The 20,621-nt window shown below is 66.6% G+C and carries 18 protein-coding genes and 1 tRNA gene; all 19 read right to left on the bottom strand.

Translation table 11 applies throughout. The annotated features are described in order from the left end of the window. Nucleotides 1-145 precede the first annotated feature (145 nt). The 19 genes from H5407_RS12440 to H5407_RS12350 all read right to left on the bottom strand — a co-directional run bounded on the left by H5407_RS12440 (nucleotide 146) and on the right by H5407_RS12350 (nucleotide 20,493). Nucleotides 146-2,005: a nitric oxide reductase activation protein NorD gene (locus H5407_RS12440; RefSeq protein WP_183104763.1), complete on the bottom strand. Its 1,860-nt coding sequence runs from the start codon at nucleotides 2,003-2,005 to the stop codon at nucleotides 146-148. Continuing rightward, a complete protein-coding gene (locus H5407_RS12435) occupies nucleotides 2,005-3,078 on the bottom strand; it encodes a 4Fe-4S binding protein (RefSeq protein ID WP_255501219.1) in 1,074 nt (357 codons plus the stop codon). The genes H5407_RS12440 and H5407_RS12435 overlap by 1 nt, the downstream gene beginning before the upstream one ends. A gap of 119 nt (nucleotides 3,079-3,197) precedes the next feature. Continuing rightward, nucleotides 3,198-4,013, bottom strand: a complete 816-nt coding sequence (locus H5407_RS12430) for a CbbQ/NirQ/NorQ/GpvN family protein (protein ID WP_183104762.1) — start codon at nucleotides 4,011-4,013, stop codon at nucleotides 3,198-3,200. Nucleotides 4,014-4,038: 25 nt separating this feature from the next. Further along, entirely contained in the window at nucleotides 4,039-5,490 is a 1,452-nt protein-coding gene (locus tag H5407_RS12425) for a cbb3-type cytochrome c oxidase subunit I (protein WP_183104761.1), read from the bottom strand. A gap of 15 nt (nucleotides 5,491-5,505) precedes the next feature. After that, entirely contained in the window at nucleotides 5,506-5,937 is a 432-nt protein-coding gene (locus H5407_RS12420) for a cytochrome c (RefSeq protein ID WP_183104760.1), read from the bottom strand. A 169-nt stretch (nucleotides 5,938-6,106) separates the two neighbouring features. Further along, a complete protein-coding gene (locus H5407_RS12415) occupies nucleotides 6,107-6,511 on the bottom strand; it encodes a 50S ribosome-binding protein YggL (RefSeq protein ID WP_183104759.1) in 405 nt (134 codons plus the stop codon). A gap of 57 nt (nucleotides 6,512-6,568) precedes the next feature. Then, nucleotides 6,569-7,543 (bottom strand): DUF5694 domain-containing protein, encoded by a 975-nt coding sequence (locus H5407_RS12410; RefSeq protein ID WP_255501218.1) that lies wholly within the window; start codon nucleotides 7,541-7,543, stop codon nucleotides 6,569-6,571. 668 nt (nucleotides 7,544-8,211) lie between these two features. Then, nucleotides 8,212-8,288 (bottom strand) — tRNA-Pro (locus tag H5407_RS12405). A 29-nt stretch (nucleotides 8,289-8,317) separates the two neighbouring features. Beyond that, nucleotides 8,318-8,788 (bottom strand): MerR family transcriptional regulator, encoded by a 471-nt coding sequence (locus tag H5407_RS12400; protein ID WP_183104758.1) that lies wholly within the window; start codon nucleotides 8,786-8,788, stop codon nucleotides 8,318-8,320. Nucleotides 8,789-8,822: 34 nt separating this feature from the next. Continuing rightward, the gene (locus tag H5407_RS12395; RefSeq protein WP_255501217.1) at nucleotides 8,823-9,191 is read right to left on the bottom strand and encodes an integration host factor subunit alpha; all 369 of its coding nucleotides are present in this window, start codon (nucleotides 9,189-9,191) and stop codon (nucleotides 8,823-8,825) included. Nucleotides 9,192-9,205: 14 nt separating this feature from the next. Next, the gene (pheT, locus tag H5407_RS12390; protein WP_183104757.1) at nucleotides 9,206-11,629 is read right to left on the bottom strand and encodes a phenylalanine--tRNA ligase subunit beta; all 2,424 of its coding nucleotides are present in this window, start codon (nucleotides 11,627-11,629) and stop codon (nucleotides 9,206-9,208) included. A gap of 62 nt (nucleotides 11,630-11,691) precedes the next feature. Further along, nucleotides 11,692-12,735 (bottom strand): phenylalanine--tRNA ligase subunit alpha, encoded by a 1,044-nt coding sequence (pheS, locus tag H5407_RS12385; protein WP_183104756.1) that lies wholly within the window; start codon nucleotides 12,733-12,735, stop codon nucleotides 11,692-11,694. 130 nt (nucleotides 12,736-12,865) lie between these two features. Beyond that, complete coding sequence (gene rplT / locus H5407_RS12380; RefSeq protein ID WP_058934277.1) at nucleotides 12,866-13,222, bottom strand: 50S ribosomal protein L20; 357 nt, start codon at nucleotides 13,220-13,222, stop codon at nucleotides 12,866-12,868. A gap of 24 nt (nucleotides 13,223-13,246) precedes the next feature. Next, nucleotides 13,247-13,450 (bottom strand): 50S ribosomal protein L35, encoded by a 204-nt coding sequence (rpmI, locus tag H5407_RS12375; RefSeq protein WP_183104755.1) that lies wholly within the window; start codon nucleotides 13,448-13,450, stop codon nucleotides 13,247-13,249. A 312-nt stretch (nucleotides 13,451-13,762) separates the two neighbouring features. Next, a complete protein-coding gene (gene infC, locus H5407_RS12370; RefSeq protein ID WP_183104829.1) occupies nucleotides 13,763-14,308 on the bottom strand; it encodes a translation initiation factor IF-3 in 546 nt (181 codons plus the stop codon). A 71-nt stretch (nucleotides 14,309-14,379) separates the two neighbouring features. Beyond that, complete coding sequence (thrS, locus tag H5407_RS12365; protein WP_183104754.1) at nucleotides 14,380-16,287, bottom strand: threonine--tRNA ligase; 1,908 nt, start codon at nucleotides 16,285-16,287, stop codon at nucleotides 14,380-14,382. A 261-nt stretch (nucleotides 16,288-16,548) separates the two neighbouring features. Then, the gene (locus H5407_RS12360; protein WP_183104753.1) at nucleotides 16,549-17,076 is read right to left on the bottom strand and encodes a glycine zipper 2TM domain-containing protein; all 528 of its coding nucleotides are present in this window, start codon (nucleotides 17,074-17,076) and stop codon (nucleotides 16,549-16,551) included. Nucleotides 17,077-17,171: 95 nt separating this feature from the next. Next, on the bottom strand, nucleotides 17,172-18,257 hold the full coding sequence (locus tag H5407_RS12355) for a patatin-like phospholipase family protein (protein WP_183104752.1): 1,086 nt from the start codon (nucleotides 18,255-18,257) through the stop codon (nucleotides 17,172-17,174). A 37-nt stretch (nucleotides 18,258-18,294) separates the two neighbouring features. After that, entirely contained in the window at nucleotides 18,295-20,493 is a 2,199-nt protein-coding gene (locus tag H5407_RS12350) for a TonB-dependent siderophore receptor (protein ID WP_183104751.1), read from the bottom strand. Nucleotides 20,494-20,621 lie beyond the last annotated feature (128 nt).

The raw sequence follows: 20,621 nt of genomic DNA, 5'->3' as shown, positions 1-20,621 counted from the left end.
GCGCAGGGGCCGCCGATTTGAGGCGGATCAAGCACGACGGGCGCCTAGTTCTTCCGAACGATGGGGGTTCTGTGGCGCCCTAGTTCCTCGGACGTACCAGGTCTTTTCGCGCATCCGGACGGCATGAGGCCGCCCCCCCCGGCATTCAGGCAGCCAGTCGCGCATACAGCCTGGGCAGGCTGCTGACCAGTTCCTGCGGCCGCCGCAGATGCACGAAGCCCTGCTGGCCGAACAGGTAGGGCAGGTAATCGGCCGGGCCTTCGTCGATGCTGATGCACATGGGGCTCAGCCCCGCCTGGCGCGCGGCCAGCACGGCCTGGCGGGTGTCCTCCAGGCCCCAGCGACCTTCGTAATGATCCAGATCATTCGGCTTGCCGTCGGTCAGCAGCAGCAGCAAGCGCTGGCGCTCGGGCCGCTCGGCCAGGCGATCGGTGGCATGGCGCAGGGCCGCACCCATGCGGGTGTAGAAGCCCGGCTTGATGGCACCTACGCGGTGGCGGGACATCGCCCCCCAGCGTTCCTCAAAGCCCTTGAGCTGCTGGATGCGCACCTGCTGGCGCTTGACCGAGGAGAAGCCCAGCATCTCGAAGGGATCGCCCAGGCCGGCCAGGGCCTCACCGAAGACGTAGAGCGCGTCCCGGATGACATCGATCACCCGCATCTCGCCCTGCACGCAGGCATCGGTGGACAGGCTCAAGTCGGCCATCAGCAGGCAGGCCAGGCTGCGGTCCTGGCGCTGCGGCTGCTGGAAGACGGGCGGCGACTCGGCTGAGCGCCGGCCGCCCTGCAAGCGCGACTCGCTGGCATGGCGCACCCAGGCGTCCAGGTCCAGTTCATCCCCCTGCGGCAGGTTCTTCTGCCAGCGGGGCGCGGCACGCAGCACTTCCAGGCGGCGCCGCATGCGGTGGCCCAGCAGGCGCAGGGCCGGCGGCGGCAGCCAGGGCTCGGGGCGGGCAGCGACGAAGCGCTGCAGGCCGCAATAGTCCTCGCGCAGCTGCTGGGCCTTCCAGTCCCACTCGGGCAGGCGCTCGGGCAAGCCGACGGGGGCGTCGTCCGCGGCGGCGCTGGGCAGGTCCAGGTCGAAGCGCACCCGGGAGGCCAGGGTCTCGCCGCCCTCGGCCATGTCCAGCTGGCGCATGTCGTTGGCGACGGCGGCGGCGTCGCTGTCGGGGTCGTCATCACCGGCGCGGTTGACCTTGACGAACTCCGACCAGGACAGCACCGACTCGGCGCGGAACATCAGGATCAGGCCGTGCTTGCTGCTACTGTCCTCGTTGCGCCTGGCGCTGCGGCGCTGACGGTCCTGGGCGGCCTTGCTGCCGGCGGCGGGCACCGCGGCCTCCTTGCGGGCTGGCAGCGCTGCTGTCGCCGGGGCCGGCTGCAACCACAGCCACACGGCGGCCAAGGTCTCGGGCTGCAGGGCCAGCGCGGCCGCCGGCACGGCCTTCAGGCATCCGCGGGCCTGCAGGGCCTGGCGCAGCAGGCGCTCGGCAGGCGCGTCAGCGCCCACGGTGTCCGGGTCAGGCCGCTGGCGCAGGTGGGCGTCCAGCAGACGTTCATGAAGCTCGGCAAGCCCCGGGAAGCGCTGCAGCGCCAGGGCCGTGGCACGTACATTGGCGGCCAGCCAGCCGCCCTGCCCTGCCGCATCCGCATCAGCAGGCTCCCAGCAGGACGACACCGCCGCCAGCCAGAGGTAGAGGCCGCGGTTCAGCGCGGGGTCGGCAAACACATCCAGCCGTGCGGGCAGCGCCAGCACATCGGGCCCCAGCTGGGCCTGCGCGGCGCGCTGCTCGCTGCCGGCCAGGCGCTGCAGCCAGCCACGCGGTCCCCCATGGCGCAGGGCCTGAGCCTCGGCCAGGCGCAGGGCATGCGAACCGCCTCCGGCGCGGAACAGCAGGCCCAGGGCGCGCTGCACCTGGACCAGCTCCACAGCGGCGTCCGGATAGCCTTGCTCAGCGGCACGGGTCACCCAGCGGTGCCAGGTCTTGCCCACCCACTCTTCCATCAGGCGGCCTCCCGGTCCGGCGGGGCATCGTTGGTGGCAGGACCATTGCGCTCGCGCTCACTGCTCAGCGGACTGGCCTGCGACTGCTGCAAGGCTTCCAGCTTCTTCTGGCGCAGGGTCTCGCGCACGGCCTCAATGCCGACCTGCCACTCCAGCAGCGGGGCCCTGTCACGCCGGCCCTGCGAGCTTTCGCAGGCATCCAGGCACTGGCCGCATTGCACGCAGGAGAACATCATGCGCTTGATGTTGCGCGGGTTCAGGCGCATGGGGCAGGCGGTATCGCAGGCCGAGCCAGACAGGCCGGGGGCGATGTCGCAGGACTTGCAATCGCGGGCCTGCTCGCGCTTGAAGGCCACCACCATCCCCTTGGGATTGGCCATCCACATAAGGCTCTGGAACAGGCCCACGGCGCAGCCAAAGCGGCAGAACAGATGGCGGGCGAAGGCGAACTCGGCGCTGAACACCAGGGTGCCGATGCCAATGAAGCGGGCCTGGTTGGGCGTCAGTGTGCCGCTCCACAGGCCACTCCACAATTCCTTGGGAGGCAGCAGATAGCTGGCCAGCGTGATGGCCCAGACAAAGCCCATCGTCACGCAGGCCAGGCCGAACACCGGCCACCAACGGCCGTCCGGACGACGTCCCGCGCGTTTGACGGGCAGGCGGTCCCACAGCGAGAGCTTGCCGATGGCGCGGTGCAGCAGCTCATTGAGCAGCTCCACGATGGAGAAATGCGGGCACAGCCAGCCGCAGTAGAGCCGGCCATAACGCCAGGCCACGAAGAGGAAGCTGCCCACCACCAAGGCGATGGGCAGCAAGGCTTTCAGCAGCAGGTTCAGCGCCGCGTCGGCGCCACTGGCCCGGCCGTGCTGGACGGCGTCCAGGCCCAGATGCCAGGGCTGGCCGAAGAGCCACAGCTGCGTCTCATGGAGATCAAAGCGCAGCAGGTCCAGCAGCGGCGCCGAGACGAAAAGCAGGAAGAAGCCCAGCTGCAGGCTGCGGCGCAGGCGTTGCGAAGGTGCCGAGCGGCCGCTGCCTCCGGCGGGCGTCAGCATGGCGGAGGGAGGCCGGTCCATGTCAGTCACCCATGCCTCCCGAAGTCTCGGACCGAGCGCCGGGCCGCTCCCAAGCCGGCCCGAACTGGCGGGCCATGCCCGCGTTCACGGAGCGAGACTGGGCGAGGGGCCAATTCATGTCAGTCCAGCACCGCACCGACCACCTCGGCGAGCGCGGACGCGGTGTCGGCCTCGTCAGTCAGTGCGTCCACGATGGCCGTCTGCACCGCCAGGCGCAGGGGAAGTCCAGCCACGGCCAAGCGGGCCGCGGCGACCAGCAGCCGGGTGCTGACGGTCTCTTCCAGATCATGCTCGCCCAGACGGCGCAGCGCGGAGGCCAGGCGTACCAGTTGCTGGGACAGGTGCTCCTCGCAAGCCGATTCGGTCTGCACGATGCGCTGCTCCACCTCAGGCGCCGGATAGCCCATCTGCAGCGCGACAAAGCGCTGCCGTGTGCTGGGCTTCAGGCTCTTGAGCAGGTTTTGGTAGCCGGGGTTGTAGGAAATCACCAGCATGAAGCCGGGAGCCGCGGCGATCTGCTCCCCGGTGCGCTCGATGGGCAGCATGCGGCGATCGTCCGCCAGCGGGTGCAGCACCACCGTGGTGTCGCGGCGCGCCTCCACCACCTCGTCGAGGTAGCAGATGGCGCCCTGGCGCACGGCCCGCGTCAGCGGCCCGTCGCTCCAGACGGTGGCGCCGTCCTGGATCAGGAAGCGGCCCACCAGGTCCGCTGCCGTGAGGTCGTCATGGCAGCTGACCGTGATGAGGGGGCGGCCCAGGCGGGCCGCCATGTGCTCGACGAAGCGAGTCTTGCCGCAGCCCGTAGGCCCCTTGATGAGCAGGGGCAGGCGTTGGGCATGCGCATGAGCGAAGACCCGGCACTCCTCTCCCTGCTCCGCGTAGAAGGGCAGTTCACCTTGCCCCAGTTGGGCGGCGGTCGCCTGGAGTCTGTCCACCGGGTCCTCCTCGTTCACAGGTCAATCACAGATCGCGCACACGCTGGGCCGGTTGGCCGCGCAGCATGCCGCCGCCACGGGCGTCGGCATCGGCCTGCGTCACCGGCTCGCCGCCGATGAAGAAGCTCGACAGATAGGCCAGCAGACCCAGCAGGAAGCCCACGCCGCCGGCCAGTCGCACCCAGTAGAAGAAGCGCAGCTGGTCCTGGGTGGCCATGAAGCTCATGGCGCCCTCGGTGGGCATGCGCTGCAGCCAGACCTGCAAGATGCCAGCACCGGTCAAGGCCAGCACCATTACGCCCATGGAGACGGTCATGATCCAGAAGCTCCACATCTCCATGTTCTGCGCGCGCTGGCTGTTGGCGATGCGGCCGCGCAGGATGGGCATGGCATAGCTGATCAGCGTGATCACCACCAGCACATAGGCGCCGTAGAAGGCCAGGTGCCCGTGGGCCGCGGTGACCTGGGTGCCGTGGGTGTAGTAGTTGACCGGCGACAGGGTGTGGATGAAGCCCCAGAGGCCTGCGCCCAGGAAGCCCATCACCGAGGTGCCAACGGCCCACAGCACGGCGGCCTGGTTCGGGTGCTCACGGCGACGGCGCTGGACCATGTTGAAGGCGAAGACCGTCATCATGAAGAAGGGGATGGGTTCCAGCGCCGAGAAGATGCTGCCGATCCAGGTCCAGTAGCCAGGCAGGCCGATGAAGTAGAAGTGGTGGCCGGTGCCCAGGATGCCCGTCATCAACGCAAAGGCGATGATCACGTACAGCCACTTGTCGATCACCTCGCGGTCCACGCCGGTGGTCTTGATCAGCACATAGGCCAGCAGCGAACCCAGGATCAACTCCCAGACGCCTTCCACCCAGAGGTGGACCACAAACCACCAGTACATCTTGTCCCGCACCAGGTTGTGCGGATTGACGAAGCTGAACAGGAACATCAGCGCCAAGCCCCACAGGCCCATCAGCAGCACCAGCGAGATGGCCGTCTTGCGACCCTTCAACACGGTCATGCTGATGTTGTAGAGGAAGCCCAAGGCCACAACCACGATGCCCAGCTTGGTGGGCAGCGGCTGCTCCAGGAACTCTCGCCCCATGGTCTGCAGCAGGTCATTGCCGGTCAGCTCGGCCAGCTTGGCGTAAGGCACGGCCAGGTAGCCCACGATGGTGAGCGCACCGGCGACCAGGAAGATCCAGAACAGGGCCAGCGCCAGCTTGGGGCTGTGCAACTCGGTCTCGGACTCCTCCGGCACCATGTAGTAGGCCGCCCCCATGAAGCCGAACAGCAGCCACACGATCAGCAGGTTGGTGTGGACCATCCGTGCCTGGTTGAAGGGGATGTAGGGGAACAGGAAGTCCCCGACGAGGTACTGCAGGCCCAGGCCCAGACCGAAGAGGATCTGGCCCGTGAACAGCAGGAGCGCGGCGATGAAGTAGTACTTCGCCACCGCCTGGGATTTGTACTTGAGGGTGATCATGATGGGTGCGCCTCCTCAGCCTTCGATATTGGGGGGCCACTGCTCGGTGTTGATCTCGCCGGTCCACTTGAGGAACTCGACCAGGTCATTGAGCTGCTGCTCGTCCAGGTTGAACTGGGGCATCTGGCGACGGCCCTCGGCATGCGTGGGCTGGGCCTTCATCCAGGCCTTGATGAACTCGCCGCCGCGGCGCTTGTAGACATTGCCCAGCTCCGGCGCGAAATAGGCGCCCTCGCCCAGGAGCGTGTGGCAACCGATGCAGTTGCGCGTCTCCCAGATCTTCTTGCCCGCCACCACCGCAGGCGTGATGGCCTGGGCATTGGAGCGCTGCGGGATGCGCTGCTCCGTGTGAAACACGATGGCCGCGAACAGCAGGGCGAAAAATACAGAACCGCCCCAAAACATGTTTCGCGCCATCTGCTTGGTGAAACCGCTGCCCTGACTCATGGGGCCTCCTTGCGTGGATCAAACAGATGGGCGCAAGACTAGGCGCCCGAAGGGCAAGAATCCTTGAACCAATTCAAGAACCCGCCAATTCCGAAAGATACAGTCAAGATATAACTATTGACAAATAAAAAAGCCGCACAGCGGCGGCTTTCTCATGGTTTTCCGACCCTCAGGCGTCCTGCATCTGCAGCTCTTCCTCGCGGGGGTACCAGGCATCCACCCAGCCACTCACGCGCACCTGCTCGACGGCCGGATAGGCCTTGAGCCAGGCGGCCGCGGCGGCACGCTGGGCCTCGGTGACCGAGCCACGCCCCAGGGTGCCGACGAAACCGTCGGTCTCGGCCAGGGGCAGCCAGCCACCCAGCCCGCCGATCTGCAGGCCCTGGCCCGCCAGGGCGGGATAGACCGCGTCGCAGAAGGCATCCAGGGCAGCGTCGTCCAGGGCGGACTTGAACTTCAGCTCTACCCAGAAGCCCAGCTCCTGGAATTCGCCGACGCGCAGCTTCTTGCGCTGGCGACGGTTCAAGCGGGACAGGCGGCGCTTGGACAGCGAGGGAACGGTGTGTTGAGTCATGCGCGGCATTGTACGGATCCGGACCTTGCACCGCCTGCCCCCGCCCCGCCCCTCAGTTCAGTCCTTCAGCACGACCATCGGATCCACCAGCCGCACGTCGTGCATCTGGTGGAGATAGGCCTCGTAGTAGCCCTTGTGCGAGGCCCCCACGATGGCGAGCATGCGCGAGCCCGGATGCAGGCCCAGCACCTCGCGCAAATGGGCCACCATGCGCAGATTGCGGGTCTCCCAATAGCCGACATAGTTGCGCCCGTAGCCTTGCGGCGAAGGCTCGGTCAGAGCAGCCCCGAAGTCCGAGCGGTAGGCCAGGGCCGGCACATCCGGCGCGTTGTAGGCCCGGTAGAGCTTGAGCAGCCCGCCAGGCTCCCTCAGGCCAGCTTGCAGGGCCTTTTCTTGTGCGGCACGGGTGCGTGCGGCCTCGTTGTCCCAGGCCTTGCGGATCGCGGCTTCCTGGGCTGCCGGGTCTGCGGGGTCGGGCTGGTCTGCCGTATGGTCGTCCACACTGTAGACGCGCTGCAGGCCCAGTTCGACGGCCAGCGGCGCGGCGACCCAGCTGTCCTCGCTGGTGCGCGTGCGCAGGCGCTCGAGGCGCGCGGCCAGGGCCTCGTCAAGCCCCTCGCCGGCCCGGCGCTCGGCCGCAGACAGGTAGAGCCATTGCACCAGCGCCGACACCGGCTCGCCCGCTGCCAGCATCACGGCCGCCAGACGCCGGCGCTGGGCTGCCGTAGGCTGAGCAGGCCAGCGGTCCAGCAGGCGCTCGGCCTCCAGATGGGCCTGGATCACGTCCAGGCCGGTGGTTGCGGCCGCGGTCGCCGCCTCAGGACAATAGGACTTCACGGTATCGGCGTAACGTGCCGGCTGGCGACGCAGCGCGTCGCACTGCAAGCCCGAGAGTCGCTCGATGGCAATGAGCTGGGGTTGCCAGCGCTGCAGCCGCTGCAGCAGGGGCTGCAACGTGTCTTGGTGCAGTTCACCGTCCATTTCACCCAGATGGGGCGTCCCCAGCACCAGCACCTCGTTGGCCGCACCCATGGGCGGCCCCTTGAGCAGGCTGGGTTGGAAGGCCGGCTCGTAAAGCCGGCCGCCCCGCTGCGCGTGAGCAAGCTGCGCGCCGCCAAGCCATAGCAAGAGGGCGAAAAGGGAAAGTACTCGAGTTCTCTTGGACGTCATGATCGCTACCTCGCAATGACATCTCGACGGCCTCCCCCCCCATGGCCCGGCACCAGTCAGCCAGAGCCCGCGGGGAAAGGACCAGCAGCCCCTCGCCTGTGCCCGCCCTGCAGCATCGACGAAGCGACACAGCACAGGGCACAGCGGTCTGGAGGATCCGGCCACCCCGCCGGGGCGCTGCTATGTCGCCATAGTCGCTGAGACGAGGCGGCACGGCACAGGCGCTTGAGACGAACTGCAGCGGGCTGCGCACCAACGGGCATACACGGCGCATGAGCGCTGCGGCCCGCAAGGCCGGGCGCCCGCGGGAACATGACACGACGGGGTCAGGTCTTGCCTGGCGGCGGTATCGGGAGCGGGCGCTGATGCCCAAAGGCTTGGGAAGGTGCGGGAGCGCGGTGGCTCAGGAGCTGCAGCCCGGAGCACCGGTCCGGATTTACAGCCCGAAGTTGCAAGCTGGCATTGCGCACGGCGCGAGCCCACACAGCAAAAAGCCCGGTACCTTTCAGTACCGGGCTCGTGCTTATCTTTGGTCGGGGTGGCGGGATTCGAACTCGCGACCCCTTGCACCCCATGCAAGTGCGCTACCAGGCTGCGCTACACCCCGACGAAGAAACAAGATTATAGAACGATTTTTTAGAGCTGTGCAAGTAGTGTCGAGCGAATTGCCAATAATTCTTCTCGCACCTGTTCCAGGCTCAGTTTTTCCACGCTGACGCTCAGGCGTGCGGACTCGTGCTTGTCCGCGGCCATGGCCTGGACGTGGGAAGCTTCGAGGGCATGCAGCTCCTGGGCCAGGGCCTCCGCGGCCATGGCCTCGTCGTGGAAGCTGGCAGCCGTCTCTGGACGAGCCAGTCCGTCGGCCAGCTGGTTGCGGGCTCCGCTGATGGTGAAGCCCTGGTCATAGAGCAGGTCACGGATGCGGCGGATCAGCAGCACCTCGTGGTGCTGGTAATAGCGCCGGTTGCCGCGCCGCTTCATGGGCTTGAGCTGCGTGAACTCCTGCTCCCAGTAGCGCAGCACATAAGGCTTCACGCCGCACAGCTCGCTCACCTCACCGATGGTGAAGTAGCGTTTAGCGGGAATGGCGGGAAGCGCTTTGTCCATTGAAATCAAGGGCTTCAGGTGGGGAGGTCAGACTCTACTCGAAGTCCTCGTCGCCGGGAACATCCCCCTGCACCACCCCCTTGAGTTTGTGGCTGGCATGGAAGGTCACGACGTTGCGCGCCTTGATGGGGATGGACTCGCCGGTGCGTGGATTGCGCCCCGGGCGCGGTGCCTTGCGGCGGATGTTGAAGTTGCCGAAGCCCGAGAGCTTCACCTCTCGACCCTGGACCAGGCTGCCATGGATGATGTCGAAGAAGGCTTCGACCATGTCCTTGGATTCGCGCTTGTTGAGGCCCAGCTTGTCAAACAGCAGTTCCGCCAGCTCGGCCTTGGTCAGCGTGGGCGTCTCCAGGCTGGGCAGCAGCAGCGGGCCGGCCGCTGGCTTCATCTCGTCTGTGCTCATGCGAAAGCTCCTCCTCAGGCGCGCAGCCGCGCACCCAGCTTTTCACCCAGGGCCGACAGCACTGCGGCCACCGCCTGCTCGATGCGTTCGTCCGTCAGCGTGGTCTCTTCGTCCAGCAGCTCCAGCCGGATGGCCATGCTGCGCTCGCCGTCCTTCAGCTCGCCACTGGGCTGGGCCGGCTTGAAGATGTCGAACAGACGCGCCGAGCGTACCAGGGCATCCCCGGCCGTGCCGATGGTTTGCATCAAGGATTCGTGTGTGACGGTATCCGAGACGATCACGGCGATGTCGCGCAACACGGCTTGCTGGCGCGGCACGCCCTGCCCCACCGGCAGGGAGCGGGCCAGCACGGCGTCCAGCTCCAGCTCGAACAGCACCGGTGCGCCGGCACCCTGGGGCAATTCGTAGGCCTGGCGCCACTTGGGATGCAGCTCGCCGATCACGCCGATGGCCTGACCGTCCAGCTCCACACGGGCGCTGCGGCCCGGATGCAAGGCCGGGTGCTCAGCCGCAACGAAGCGCAGCTGGCGCGGGGCGAACAGGGCTTCCAGATCCCCCTTGACGTCGAAGAAGTCCACTGCGCGGTCGCGCTGGCTCCACTGCTGCTGGTCCGCCGGGCCGAAGGCCAGGCCGCCCAGACGCATGGGCTGGGCGATGCCGGCCACGCTGGCGGCACCGGTCTGCACCGAGCCATCGCGCAGGAAGACGCGGCCGATCTCGAACACGCGCACGCGGCCGGCCTTGCGGGCCAGGTTGTGGCGCAGCACGTTGAGCAGGCTGCCCATCAGGCTGGTGCGCATCACCGACAGCTGGCTGGTGATGGGGTTCAGCAGGCGGATGGGGTTCTCCTCACCGGCCAGCTCGCGCTCCCAACGCTCCTCGACGAAGCTGAAGTTGATGGTCTCGTAATAGTCGCGCGCGGCCACGGCATGGCGCAGGGCGTGCACGCCGCGGCGCGATTCCGAGCGCGTCTTGGCGACCACCGGGGCCAGCGGCGGCGTGGACGGCAGCTTGCCATAGCCCAGCACGCGGATGACTTCCTCGATGAGGTCTTCCTCGATGCCGATGTCGAAGCGCCAGCTCGGCGGCGTGACCGTCAGTGTGCCCTCGCCTTGTGCGAAAGGCAGGCCCAGGCGTCGGAACACGTTCGCGCACTCCTCCTGCGTCACCGGCATGCCGATCACCTTGGCGGCGCGCGCCACGCGCAGGGTCACAGGCTTGGGGGCGGGCATATTGACGCGCTGGTCCACCAGCGGGCCAGCTTCGCCGCCGCAGATCTCCAGCACAAGCTGGGTGATGCGCTCGATGTGCTCGGCGATGCTTTCCGGGTCCACGCCACGCTCGAAGCGGTGGCCTGCGTCGGTGCTGAAGTTGTAGCGTCGGCCGCGGCCCATGACGGCCTCGGGCCACCAGAAGGCGGCTTCGATGTAGACGTTGCGGGTGTCGTCCGAGACGGCCGTGTGGTCGCCGCCCATGATGCCGGCCAGGGACTCCACCCGGCTCGCATCGGCGATCACGCCCACTTTCTCATCCAGCTCGACGGTGTTGCCATTCAGCAGCTTGAGCTGTTCGCCGGCCTTGGCCCAGCGCACGATCAGCTCGCGGTCGATCTTGTCGAGGTCGAAGATGTGCGAGGGACGGCCCAGCTCGAACATCACGTAGTTGGAGATGTCCACCAGGGCTGACACCGAGCGCTGGCCGCAGCGGGCCAGGCGCTGGACCATCCAGTCGGGGGTCTGGGCCTTGTGGTTGACATTGCGCACCACGCGGCCGGCGAAGCGACCGCAGAGGTCCGGTGCTTCCACGCGCACGGGCACGGTCTGATCGACCACCGGCTTCACGGGCGCGATGGCCGGCAGGGCCAGCGGCGCGCCGGTCAGCGCGGAGACTTCACGGGCCACGCCCAGCACCGAGAGGCCGTGGCCCAGGTTGGGTGTGAGCTTCAGCGTGAAGAGGGTGTCGTCCAGGTTCAGGAACTCGCGGATGCTCTGGCCGGTGGGCGCGTCCAGCGGCAGCTCCAGCAGACCGCCGTGCTCGTCGCTGAGCTTGAGCTCGCGGGCCGAACACAGCATGCCGAAGCTCTCGACGCCACGCAGCTTGCCCACCTTGATCAGGAAGGGCTTGCCATCCTCGCCCGGTGGCAGCTCCGCGCCCACGGTGGCCAGGGGCACCTTGATGCCGGCGCGGGCGTTGGGCGCGCCGCAGACGATCTGCAGGGGCTCGGCCCCACCGGCATTGACCTTGCAGACCCGCAACTTGTCGGCATTAGGGTGCTGTTCGGCTTCCAGGATTTCGGCGACGACGATGCCGCTGAAGGGCGGCGCGGCCGGGCTCAGCGCTTCGACTTCCATGCCGGACATGGTCAGCAGCGAAGCCAGCTCTTGGGTGTTCAGGGGCGGATTGCAGAAGGCCCGCAGCCAGGACTCAGGGAATTGCATGGGATTCTCGTCAGCGTGTTCGGTGGTGTTCTTGCGATGCTTGCAGTGCGCGCAAGGCGGGCTTACTTGAACTGGCTCAGGAAGCGCAGGTCGCCCTCGAAGAACAGGCGCAGGTCATTGACGCCGTAGCGCAGCATGGCCAGGCGATCGATGCCGGAGCCGAAGGCGAAGCCGATGTAGCGCTCCGGATCCAGGCCCATGTTGCGGATCACCTGCGGATGCACCTGCCCAGCGCCAGAGACCTCCAGCCAGCGTCCCTTGAGCGGGCCGGTCTCGAACATGATGTCGATCTCGGCGCTAGGCTCGGTGAAGGGGAAGTAACTGGGGCGGAAGCGCAGTTGCAGCGCGTCGGTCTCGAAAAAGGCCGTGATGAAGTTCAGGTAGACCGACTTCAGGTCCTTGAAGCTGATGTTCTCGCCGACCCACAGGCCTTCGACCTGATGGAACATGGGCGAGTGCGTGGCGTCACTGTCCACACGGTAGGTGCGGCCCGGGGCGATCACACGGATCTCGGGCATCGTCTCCTGGCCGGCGTAGCGCTTGGCATGGGCCTGCGCGTAGCGGATCTGCATGGGACTGGTATGCGGGCGCAGATTGAACCAGCGACCGCCCTCGTCCTTCATGTCCACGTAGAAGGTGTCCTGCATGGAGCGGGCAGGATGGTTCTCGGGGTTATTCAGCGAGGAGAAGCTGAACCAGTCGGTCTCGATCTCGGGGCCGTCGGCCACGTCGAAGCCCATGGAGCCGAAGATGGCCTCAATGCGCTCCATCGCACGCGTGATGGGGTGCAGTCCACCGGTGCCGCGCTGGCGGCCGGGCAGGCTGACGTCCAGGGCCTCGGCCTTGAGCTGCTTCTCCAGCTCGGCATCAAGAAGGGCCTGGCGGCGAGCGTTCAGGGCTGCCTCGATGCCCTGCTTGAGCTGGTTGATCTCGGCGCCGCGGGTCTTCTTCTCCTCGACCGGCAGCGCGGCCAGGCCCTTCATCAGCTCGGTCACCTGGCCGGACTTGCCCAGGAATCGCGCCTTGGCGTTCTCCAGGTCGGCAGGGGTGGAGGCCTGGGCAAATTCAGCCTGGGCGCTTTGCAGCAATTGGGCGAGATCGTTCATCGCAGCGGCGGACTCGTAAGCAGGAAAGCAATAAGAAAAGGCCGAACACCAGGGTGTCGGCCTTCAAGGGGTGCGCACCCCGGCTTGACACCGGGGCCGCCCTGACGCGGCTTGCGCCGCATCGGGACATTTAGGCGAGAGCGGCCTTCACCTTGGCGAAGATGCTGGCAAAACCAGCCGGATCGTTGACGGCGAGATCAGCCAGGACCTTGCGGTCGATGTCGATCTGGGCCTTCTTCAGGCCGGCCACGAACTTGCTGTAGCTCAGACCCAGGCCACGGCTTGCCGCGTTGATACGGGCAATCCACAGCTGGCGGAACACGCGCTTCTTGGCACGGCGGTCACGGTAGGCGTACTGGCCAGCCTTCATCACCGCCTGCTTGGCGATGCGGAAGACATTCTTACGACGACCACGGAAGCCCTTGGCCAGAGCCAGGACCTTCTTGTGACGAGCACGTGCGGTAACACCACGTTTGACGCGAGGCATGTTGTATCTCCTTAAATCGCGGGATTACAGACCGGCATAGGGCAGCATCGCAGCGATGTGACCCATGTTGGTTTCATGCACGTTCACGGCACCGCGGAGCTGGCGCTTGTTCTTCGTGGTCTTCTTGGTCAGGATGTGGCGCTTGTAAGCCTGACCGCGCTTGACGGTACCACCCGGACGGACGCGGAAACGCTTCTTGGCGCCGCTCTTGGTCTTCATTTTGGGCATGACTGCTCCTTTTAAATGCGTCCCCTGGGGCGGTTGCGGGACTCGCAACACTTGCCAGCCTCAGGGAGACTAATAAGCCCGCCGACGACCAGATCGACGGGCCTGAACCATGGGCCGAGGCCCTAGCAACGCCGGCACACCACCGACAACGATGTCGCCCAACGGGCGACTCTTCGCCAGCGAGGCCTTTTCAGGCCGTCCGCCGGGCCGCCCCAAGGACGGCCTCTTGCAATCAAAACCGGGCCAATGCCCGGTTTTGATTGCACCCCCTCGGGGGGTGGGCCCGCGTACTCGCGGGCCCGGGGGCAAACATCAGCGCTTCTTGGGGGCCAAGACCATGATCATCTGCCGCCCTTCCAACTTGGGCATGTGCTCAACAACCGCCACATCCGCCAGTTCGTCACGAATGCGCTCCAGCAGGCGCATGCCGATGTCCTGGTGGGTGATTTCGCGACCGCGGTAGCGCAGCGTCACCTTGCCCTTGTCACCATCCTCGGCGATGAAGCGACGCAGATTGCGCATCTTGATCTGGTAGTCGCCTTCGTCCGTGCCAGGGCGGAACTTGACTTCCTTGACCTCGATGACCTTCTGCTTGGCCTTGGCCTCGGCCGCACGCTTCTGCTCCATGTACTTGAACTTGCCATAGTCCATCAACCGGCAGACCGGCGGATTGGCGGTGGCAGCGATCTCGACGAGATCCACATCCATGTCACCCGCCATGCGCAGGGCTTCCTGGATGCTCACGACACCGATGGGTTCGTTCTCCGGGCCGTTCAGACGGACCTCGGGAGCAGTGATTTCGCGGTTCAGCCGATGCTTACGCTCGGGAATCGCACGACGGTCAGCAAAAGTAGCGATGGTGCCACCCTTTCAAAGAGCCCAAGGCAAGGGGCCCGGCAATAAGCAAAAGCGCGCCCAACTCCAACCACTCAGGCCTTGTTGGTGATGTCCGCCGCCAGCCTCTCGGTGAAGCTGGCCAACGACATCACACCCAGGTCCTGGTTGCCACGGGCGCGCACCGCAACGGCTCCGTTTGCCTTCTCCTTGTCACCAACGACAAGGATGTACGGAACCTTCTGCAAGGAATGCTCGCGGATTTTATACGTGATCTTCTCGTTACGCAAATCTGCGACCACCCTAAGCCCTTGTTTTTGCAGCGATTTCACGATTTCAGCCACGTAATCGGCCTGAGCATCCGTGATATTGGCCACCACCACCTGCGTCGGAGCCAGCCAGACGGGCAGCGCGCCGGCGTGCTGCTCGATCAGGATGCCGATGAAGCGCTCCAGGCTGCCCACGATGGCACGGTGCAGCATGATGGGGCGCTGGCGGCTGCCGTCCTCGGCCACGAACTCGGCGTCCAGGCGCTCCGGCATGTTGGGATCGACCTGGATGGTGCCGCACTGCCACTGGCGGCCCAGGGCGTCCTTGAGCGTGTACTCGATCTTGGGGCCGTAGAAGGCGCCCTCGCCCGGCAGATACTCGAACTCGCAACCCGAGGCGCGCAGGCCCTCGGCCAGGGCGGCCTCGGCCTTGTCCCAGCTTTCTTCCGTGCCGATGCGCTGCTCGGGGCGCGTGGACAGCTTGTAGAGGATCTCGGTGAAACCGAAGTCCTTGTAGACCTTCTGCAGCAGGGTCGTGAAGGCCGTGACCTCGCCCTGGATCATGTCTTCCGTGCAGAAGATGTGGCCATCGTCCTGCGTGAAGCCGCGCACGCGCATGATGCCGTGCAGGCCGCCCGTAGGCTCGTTGCGGTGGCACTGGCCGAACTCACCAAAGCGCAACGGCAGGTCGCGGTAGCTCTTGATGCCCTGCTTGAAGATCAGGATGTGGCCGGGGCAGTTCATCGGCTTGAGCGCGTAGTCGCGCTTCTCCGACTCCGTCGTGAACATGTTCTCGCGGTACTTGTCCCAGTGGCCGGTCTTCTCCCACAGCGTCTTGTCGATGATCTGCGGGCCCTTGACTTCGAGGTAGCCGTTCTCGCGGTAGACGCGGCGCATGTACTGCTCCACCTCTTGCCAGACCGTCCAGCCCTTGGGGTGCCAGAAGACCACGCCGGGGGCGTGCTCGTCGATGTGGAAGAGGTCCAGGTCCTTGCCCAGGCGGCGGTGGTCGCGCTTCTCGGCCTCCTCCAGCAGGGTCAGGTACTTCTGCAGGTCGTCCTTGGAGGCCCAGGCCGTGCCGTAGATGCGCTGCAGCTGCTCGTTGCGATGGTCGCCGCGCCAGTAGGCGCCAGCCACCTTCATCAGCTTGAAGTGCTTGAGCTTGCCCGTGGAGGGCACGTGCGGGCCGCGGCAGAGGTCGGTGAAACCGCCCTCGGCGTACAGCGACACATCCTCGCCCTGCGGGATGGATTCGATGATTTCGGCCTTGTAGGCCTCACCGATGCTCTTGAAGTAGGACACCGCCTCGTCGCGCGGCAGCACCGAGCGCGTGACCTTCTCGTCCTTCCTGGCCAGCTCGGCCATCTTGGATTCGATGGCGGCCAGGTCGTCTGGCGTGAAGGGACGCTTGTAGCTGAAGTCGTAATAGAAGCCGTTCTCGATGACCGGGCCGATGGTGACCTGCGCCTCGGGGAAGAGCTCCTTGACCGCATAGGCCAGCAGGTGGGCCGTGGAGTGGCGGATGACTTCCAGGCCGTCGGCATCCTTCTCGGTGACGATGGCCAGTTGGGCGTCGGCCTGGATCAGATGGCTGGTATCGACCAGCTTGCCATCGACCTTGCCGGCCAGCGCAGCCTTGGCCAGGCCGGCGCCGATGGAGGCGGCCACCTCGGCCACGGTGACGGCCTGCGGGAATTCGCGCTTGGAACCGTCAGGCAGTTGGATGGAAATCATGGGATGCTCCGAATCGCAAGGGCTCCGGTGTTCGTGGGGATCGGAACGGAGCCCGGAAATGAAAAAGCGCGGCCCGGTGCCGCGCTTTGTTCGGGAGGCATCACCGGATCGAGGTGATGAAGTGATGCCCAAAGACGAGACGTGCCGCGGCCGACTATGCTCCGGTGGAGGTCGTAGTTCGCGGTGTCATAACCATCTCGCCTTTCTCAGCCCTTGTTGGTCAAAGAGGCCCCGATTGTAGCCACAACGCACTGGGCCCGCTCAATAGCGCTGCAGCCGGCCATCGACGATGCGCACGCGATCCCCGCTGCGCAGGCCGTCCAGACGCTCGAAGTCGAAGGCCTGCTCGCCCCCGCGCTCCAGGTGCACCCACACGCGGTAGCGAGTGCCGCCGCCCCGGTTGCCGTCACGCTCGATTTCGTTCCCGATCACGGCGCCCACGACTGCGCCGATAGCCGTGCCGACACCCCGGTCGCGGCGATCGCTCATCTCGTGGCCGATGACACCGCCGATGACGCCACCCGCCACCGCGCCCGCACCCGAACTGCCGCGCGCACCGCCACGGCCATAGGCCTCAATGCGCCCCACCGTGCCATACAGCACGCGATCGCCGCCATAGCGACTGGGCGGCGGGGTGTAGCGGCGCTCGTCGTAGCGCCGATCCTCGTAGCGGCCGTCGCCGTAGACCTGGCCATCGTCCCAATCCCGGCGGCGCTCATGGGCGCAGCCGGTCAGCGTCAGCACCAACAAGGCCGACAAGGCCAGGGCGAAGGACCAGGAACGGGGCATGAAGGAAGGCATAGGCGCACCCACTGGGAAGTCAGGACATCTCAACAACGCGCGAGCCCCGGACTTGGTTGATGCCGCGGCATCTTGTTACAAGGTCATAGCGGCATCGCCTGGATCGCGTCCTGCCTGCAGGCCTCGGCGAACTCGTCGCGCAGGCGCTGGCTTTCATCGATGGCACGGCGCCAGGCGGCCGCACGGGCGGCCACGTCGTCGCCATAGCGTTGGAAGTCCGCCCGGTCGGGCAGCTTGGCGTTGGGCAGGCTGCGCACCCAGTCGGGATGCGGGGCCAGCAGCACCACGTTGTCCAGGAAAGCGGTGGGGCGGTGGCGGTGGCGGAGCGCCTTGTCCAGCCAGCCCGGCACCACCTGGCGCTGGAAGTGCGGATACAGCACCACACCCTCCCCCACCATGGCGGCGTAGTTGAGGTGCAGGTGGTAGTCGGTAATGCCCCCGTCCCAGTAGGCACCGGCCGGCGCGCCGGCAATGTCGTGCACGGCCTGTAGCCAAAAGGGGATGGAACAGCTCGCCAGCAGCGCCGCCTGCAGATTGCGCGCATTCAGGCCGACCTGGCGGCTGCGGTAGTCGCGCAGGTCCATGGGCAGGGGCGAGCGCAGGTCCGAGAACACCACGCGCTCCAGCCAGCGCCCCATGGCCCGGCGCGACAGGGCATTGGCGGCGAAGGCGGCGGCATAGCCCATGGGGGTGCGCCATCGGTGCTCGCGCGCCAGCAGCCCCTGGCCGCGCGAGGTGAAGAGGTGCAGGCGCCAGCGGGGGTGGCTCAGCACCTGAGCCTCCCGTCCGCCGAAGACCTCATCCAGCTTCTGGCGAAAGCCCCGCGAGACGACGGCCGCCGTAGGTGACTTGCCAGGCTGGCTCTCGTATTGCTGGTGAATGTACTCCTCGGCCAGACGCTGGAATTCCGGCACGGCGTCCGCAGCTCGGTGCGCCAGGCAGGCCGTGCTCATGCGCCAGGCACCGATGGAGGCGCCCAACAGGTGCACCTCCTGGCGGCTGGCAGCCAGCCAGTCGCCGAAGATGTATTGATCCAGAGGGTTGAGGATCAGACCCTTGGGCCCGCCAGCCGCAGCCGGGATGACCTGAACGTCCTCCGGCTGCAAGCCCTGCCGCGCCAAACGGGCGCGGGCCCGAGGGCCCGCGTAGATCTGCAGTGCTGTCGTCATGGACTCGATTAGAACCGCTGACGAAAGCCCGAGCGGATCAGAGCTTCATTTCCAGGCCCACATTGAGGTTGGTGCGGCCCAGGCGATCGCTGCGGCTGCCATAGCCGCTGCTGAGCGTCGTGCTGCTCCAGGTGTCCACCGGCACGAAGTTGTTGGCCGCGATGCGCAGCGAGGTCGTGCGATTGAAGCTCCACTGCGCGAACACGTCCAGCGAACGGCTGCGCGACTGCTCCACACCCTGGCTGGCCGTCTGCTGCGTGGCGTAGCCTGGCGTGTAGGCCAGGCTGGCGCCGGTGGTGAGCGGCAGGCTGCTGAAGCGGTAGTCGAAGCCCAGGTTGGCAGACCAGGGCTGCTGGCCTTCCAGGCGGTTGTTGGGCCCCTCGACGGCCTCGACCTTGGAGCGGTAGATGTTCAGCGCACTGCGCAGGTTCAGCGGCAGCTTGGCATCGAACAACGCCGGGAAGAGCTCGCCCGCGCGGCCCTTGAGCTCCAGCTCCAGGCCGCTGCTCTGGGCCTTGGAGATGTTGACCGGCTGAAAGATCCAGCGCGGCACACCGGCCCAGCTGACGGTCTGCAGCGAAACCACATTGCGGATCAGGTCCTTCACCTCGCGGTGGAAGACGCCGATGCTCAGCATGCCGCCGCCGGTGAAGTACTTCTCGTAGGCCAGGTCCAGGCCGGTGGCCAGCTCGGGCTTGAGCAGGGGGTTGCCCAGGCGGTCTGGCGAGAGCTCGGTATTGGGCTTGCTGACATCCGGGAACAGGCTGCTGATGCCGGGCCGCGCCAGCATGGCGCTGAGCTCGGGCGCCTTGTAGCTGCGGGTCAGACTGGCCCGGATCAGGTCGCGACCCTTGGGGTCCAGCTTGTAGTTGAGGTGCCACAGAGGCGTCAGCACTGAGCTCGTGTTGCGGATGGTGCTGTCCAGGCCGCGGCTCTCGGTGACGATGCGCTCGTTGCGCAGGCCCAGATAGGTGGACCACTGCGGTGACAGCTCCCATTCGTCCTGGATGAACAGGGCCTGGCGCTGGATGCGGGCGCCAAAGGCCTGGCCATCGAAGTCCGGCAGCTGCGGATGGCCCAACTCGGAGACCGTGCGCTCCTCGTCGCGGCGGCGCCATTCCAGGTCCCAGCCCAGGGTCAGGCTGTGGGCATCCCCGATCAGCTGGCCGAACTTGCCGGCCTGGGTCACGCTGCGGTCCTCGTTGGTGCCCGTGATGAGGCGGCGCTCGGCGCGGTCACGGTAAGTCTGACTGCGGAAGTCCCCGCCGGAATCACCGGCACCCAGCTTGAGCTCCAGCTTCTGCGTGTCATTGAAGCGGCGCGACCACTGCGAATTCAGGCGGATGTTGTGCCAGGTGCCTTTGTTCAGGGCATCGTCATCCAGCACCGCGTTGGGCGTGGCCGACTCGGTGACATAGGTCTGTCGGTTGTTCCAGAAGCCTTTCTGGATGAAGGCCTGCAGGCTGGCATTCTCCTCGTCGGAGATCTTCCAGTTGATGCGCGGGGCGGTGTTGAAGCCATGGCCCCAGAAGGCCTGCTCGTTGTCCTGCAGCGAGTCCGAGCTGAAACCGTCGGCGCCAGGCATGTGGCGCGCATTGCGGGCGCTGTTCTGGCCGCGCCACTCGAACAAGGACACCGGCAGCGAATAGGCAAAGCCGCCCTGGCGCGAGCCATAGGTGAAACTGGCGCCCGGCGTGGGCCGCACCGCCGTGTAGCCGAAGCCCACGCGCAGCTCCTTCTGCGTGGTTTTGGGCGCTTCCTTCAGGATGATGTTGATGGCGCCGGCCACGGCCTGCGCGCTCTGGTCGGCGGTGGGGCCCTTGGTGACCTCGATGCGCTCCACCTGGGCCGGGTTCAGCTGTGCGAAGTCAAAGCCCGGGGGGGCGGGGTCGCCGTTGATCAGGATGAGGGTATAGCCCGCACCCAGGCCGCGCATGCGGGGCCCGCCGCCCTGCATGTCCACGCCAGGCAGGCGCTTGAGCACGTCGGCGAGGTTGTTGTCGCCGTACTTGTCCATCTCCTCGCGGCCATAGATCTGCTTGGCCACGGGCGCGCGGCGGCGCAGCTCGGTGTCACTTTGCGGGCGGGCGTTGATCTCGACGCGCTCCAGCTTGTTGCCCTGCTGGGGGCGGCCCTGGGGATCCGCTCCCTGAGGCATTTCCTGGGCCAGCGAGGGCGTGGTCGCCAGGGAGGCAAGGGCAAGTGCCGCAGCGGCGGCAATGGGGTGAAGGCGCACGAAAACTCCTGGGCTGCGTCCTGTTCTTCGGACTGAGCGCACGATAGCGGCGTTGGCGCGCACTGTCAGCCCCGCTGCGACCAGCGGCGGTTTCAATGTCGCCACTCGTCAGTGCCGGTGCCGAAATG

The sequence above is a fragment of the Mitsuaria sp. WAJ17 genome, from assembly GCF_014174515.1.
Taxonomy (GTDB): domain Bacteria; phylum Pseudomonadota; class Gammaproteobacteria; order Burkholderiales; family Burkholderiaceae_C; genus Roseateles_B.
This window is presented reverse-complemented; position numbering and strand designations above follow the sequence as displayed.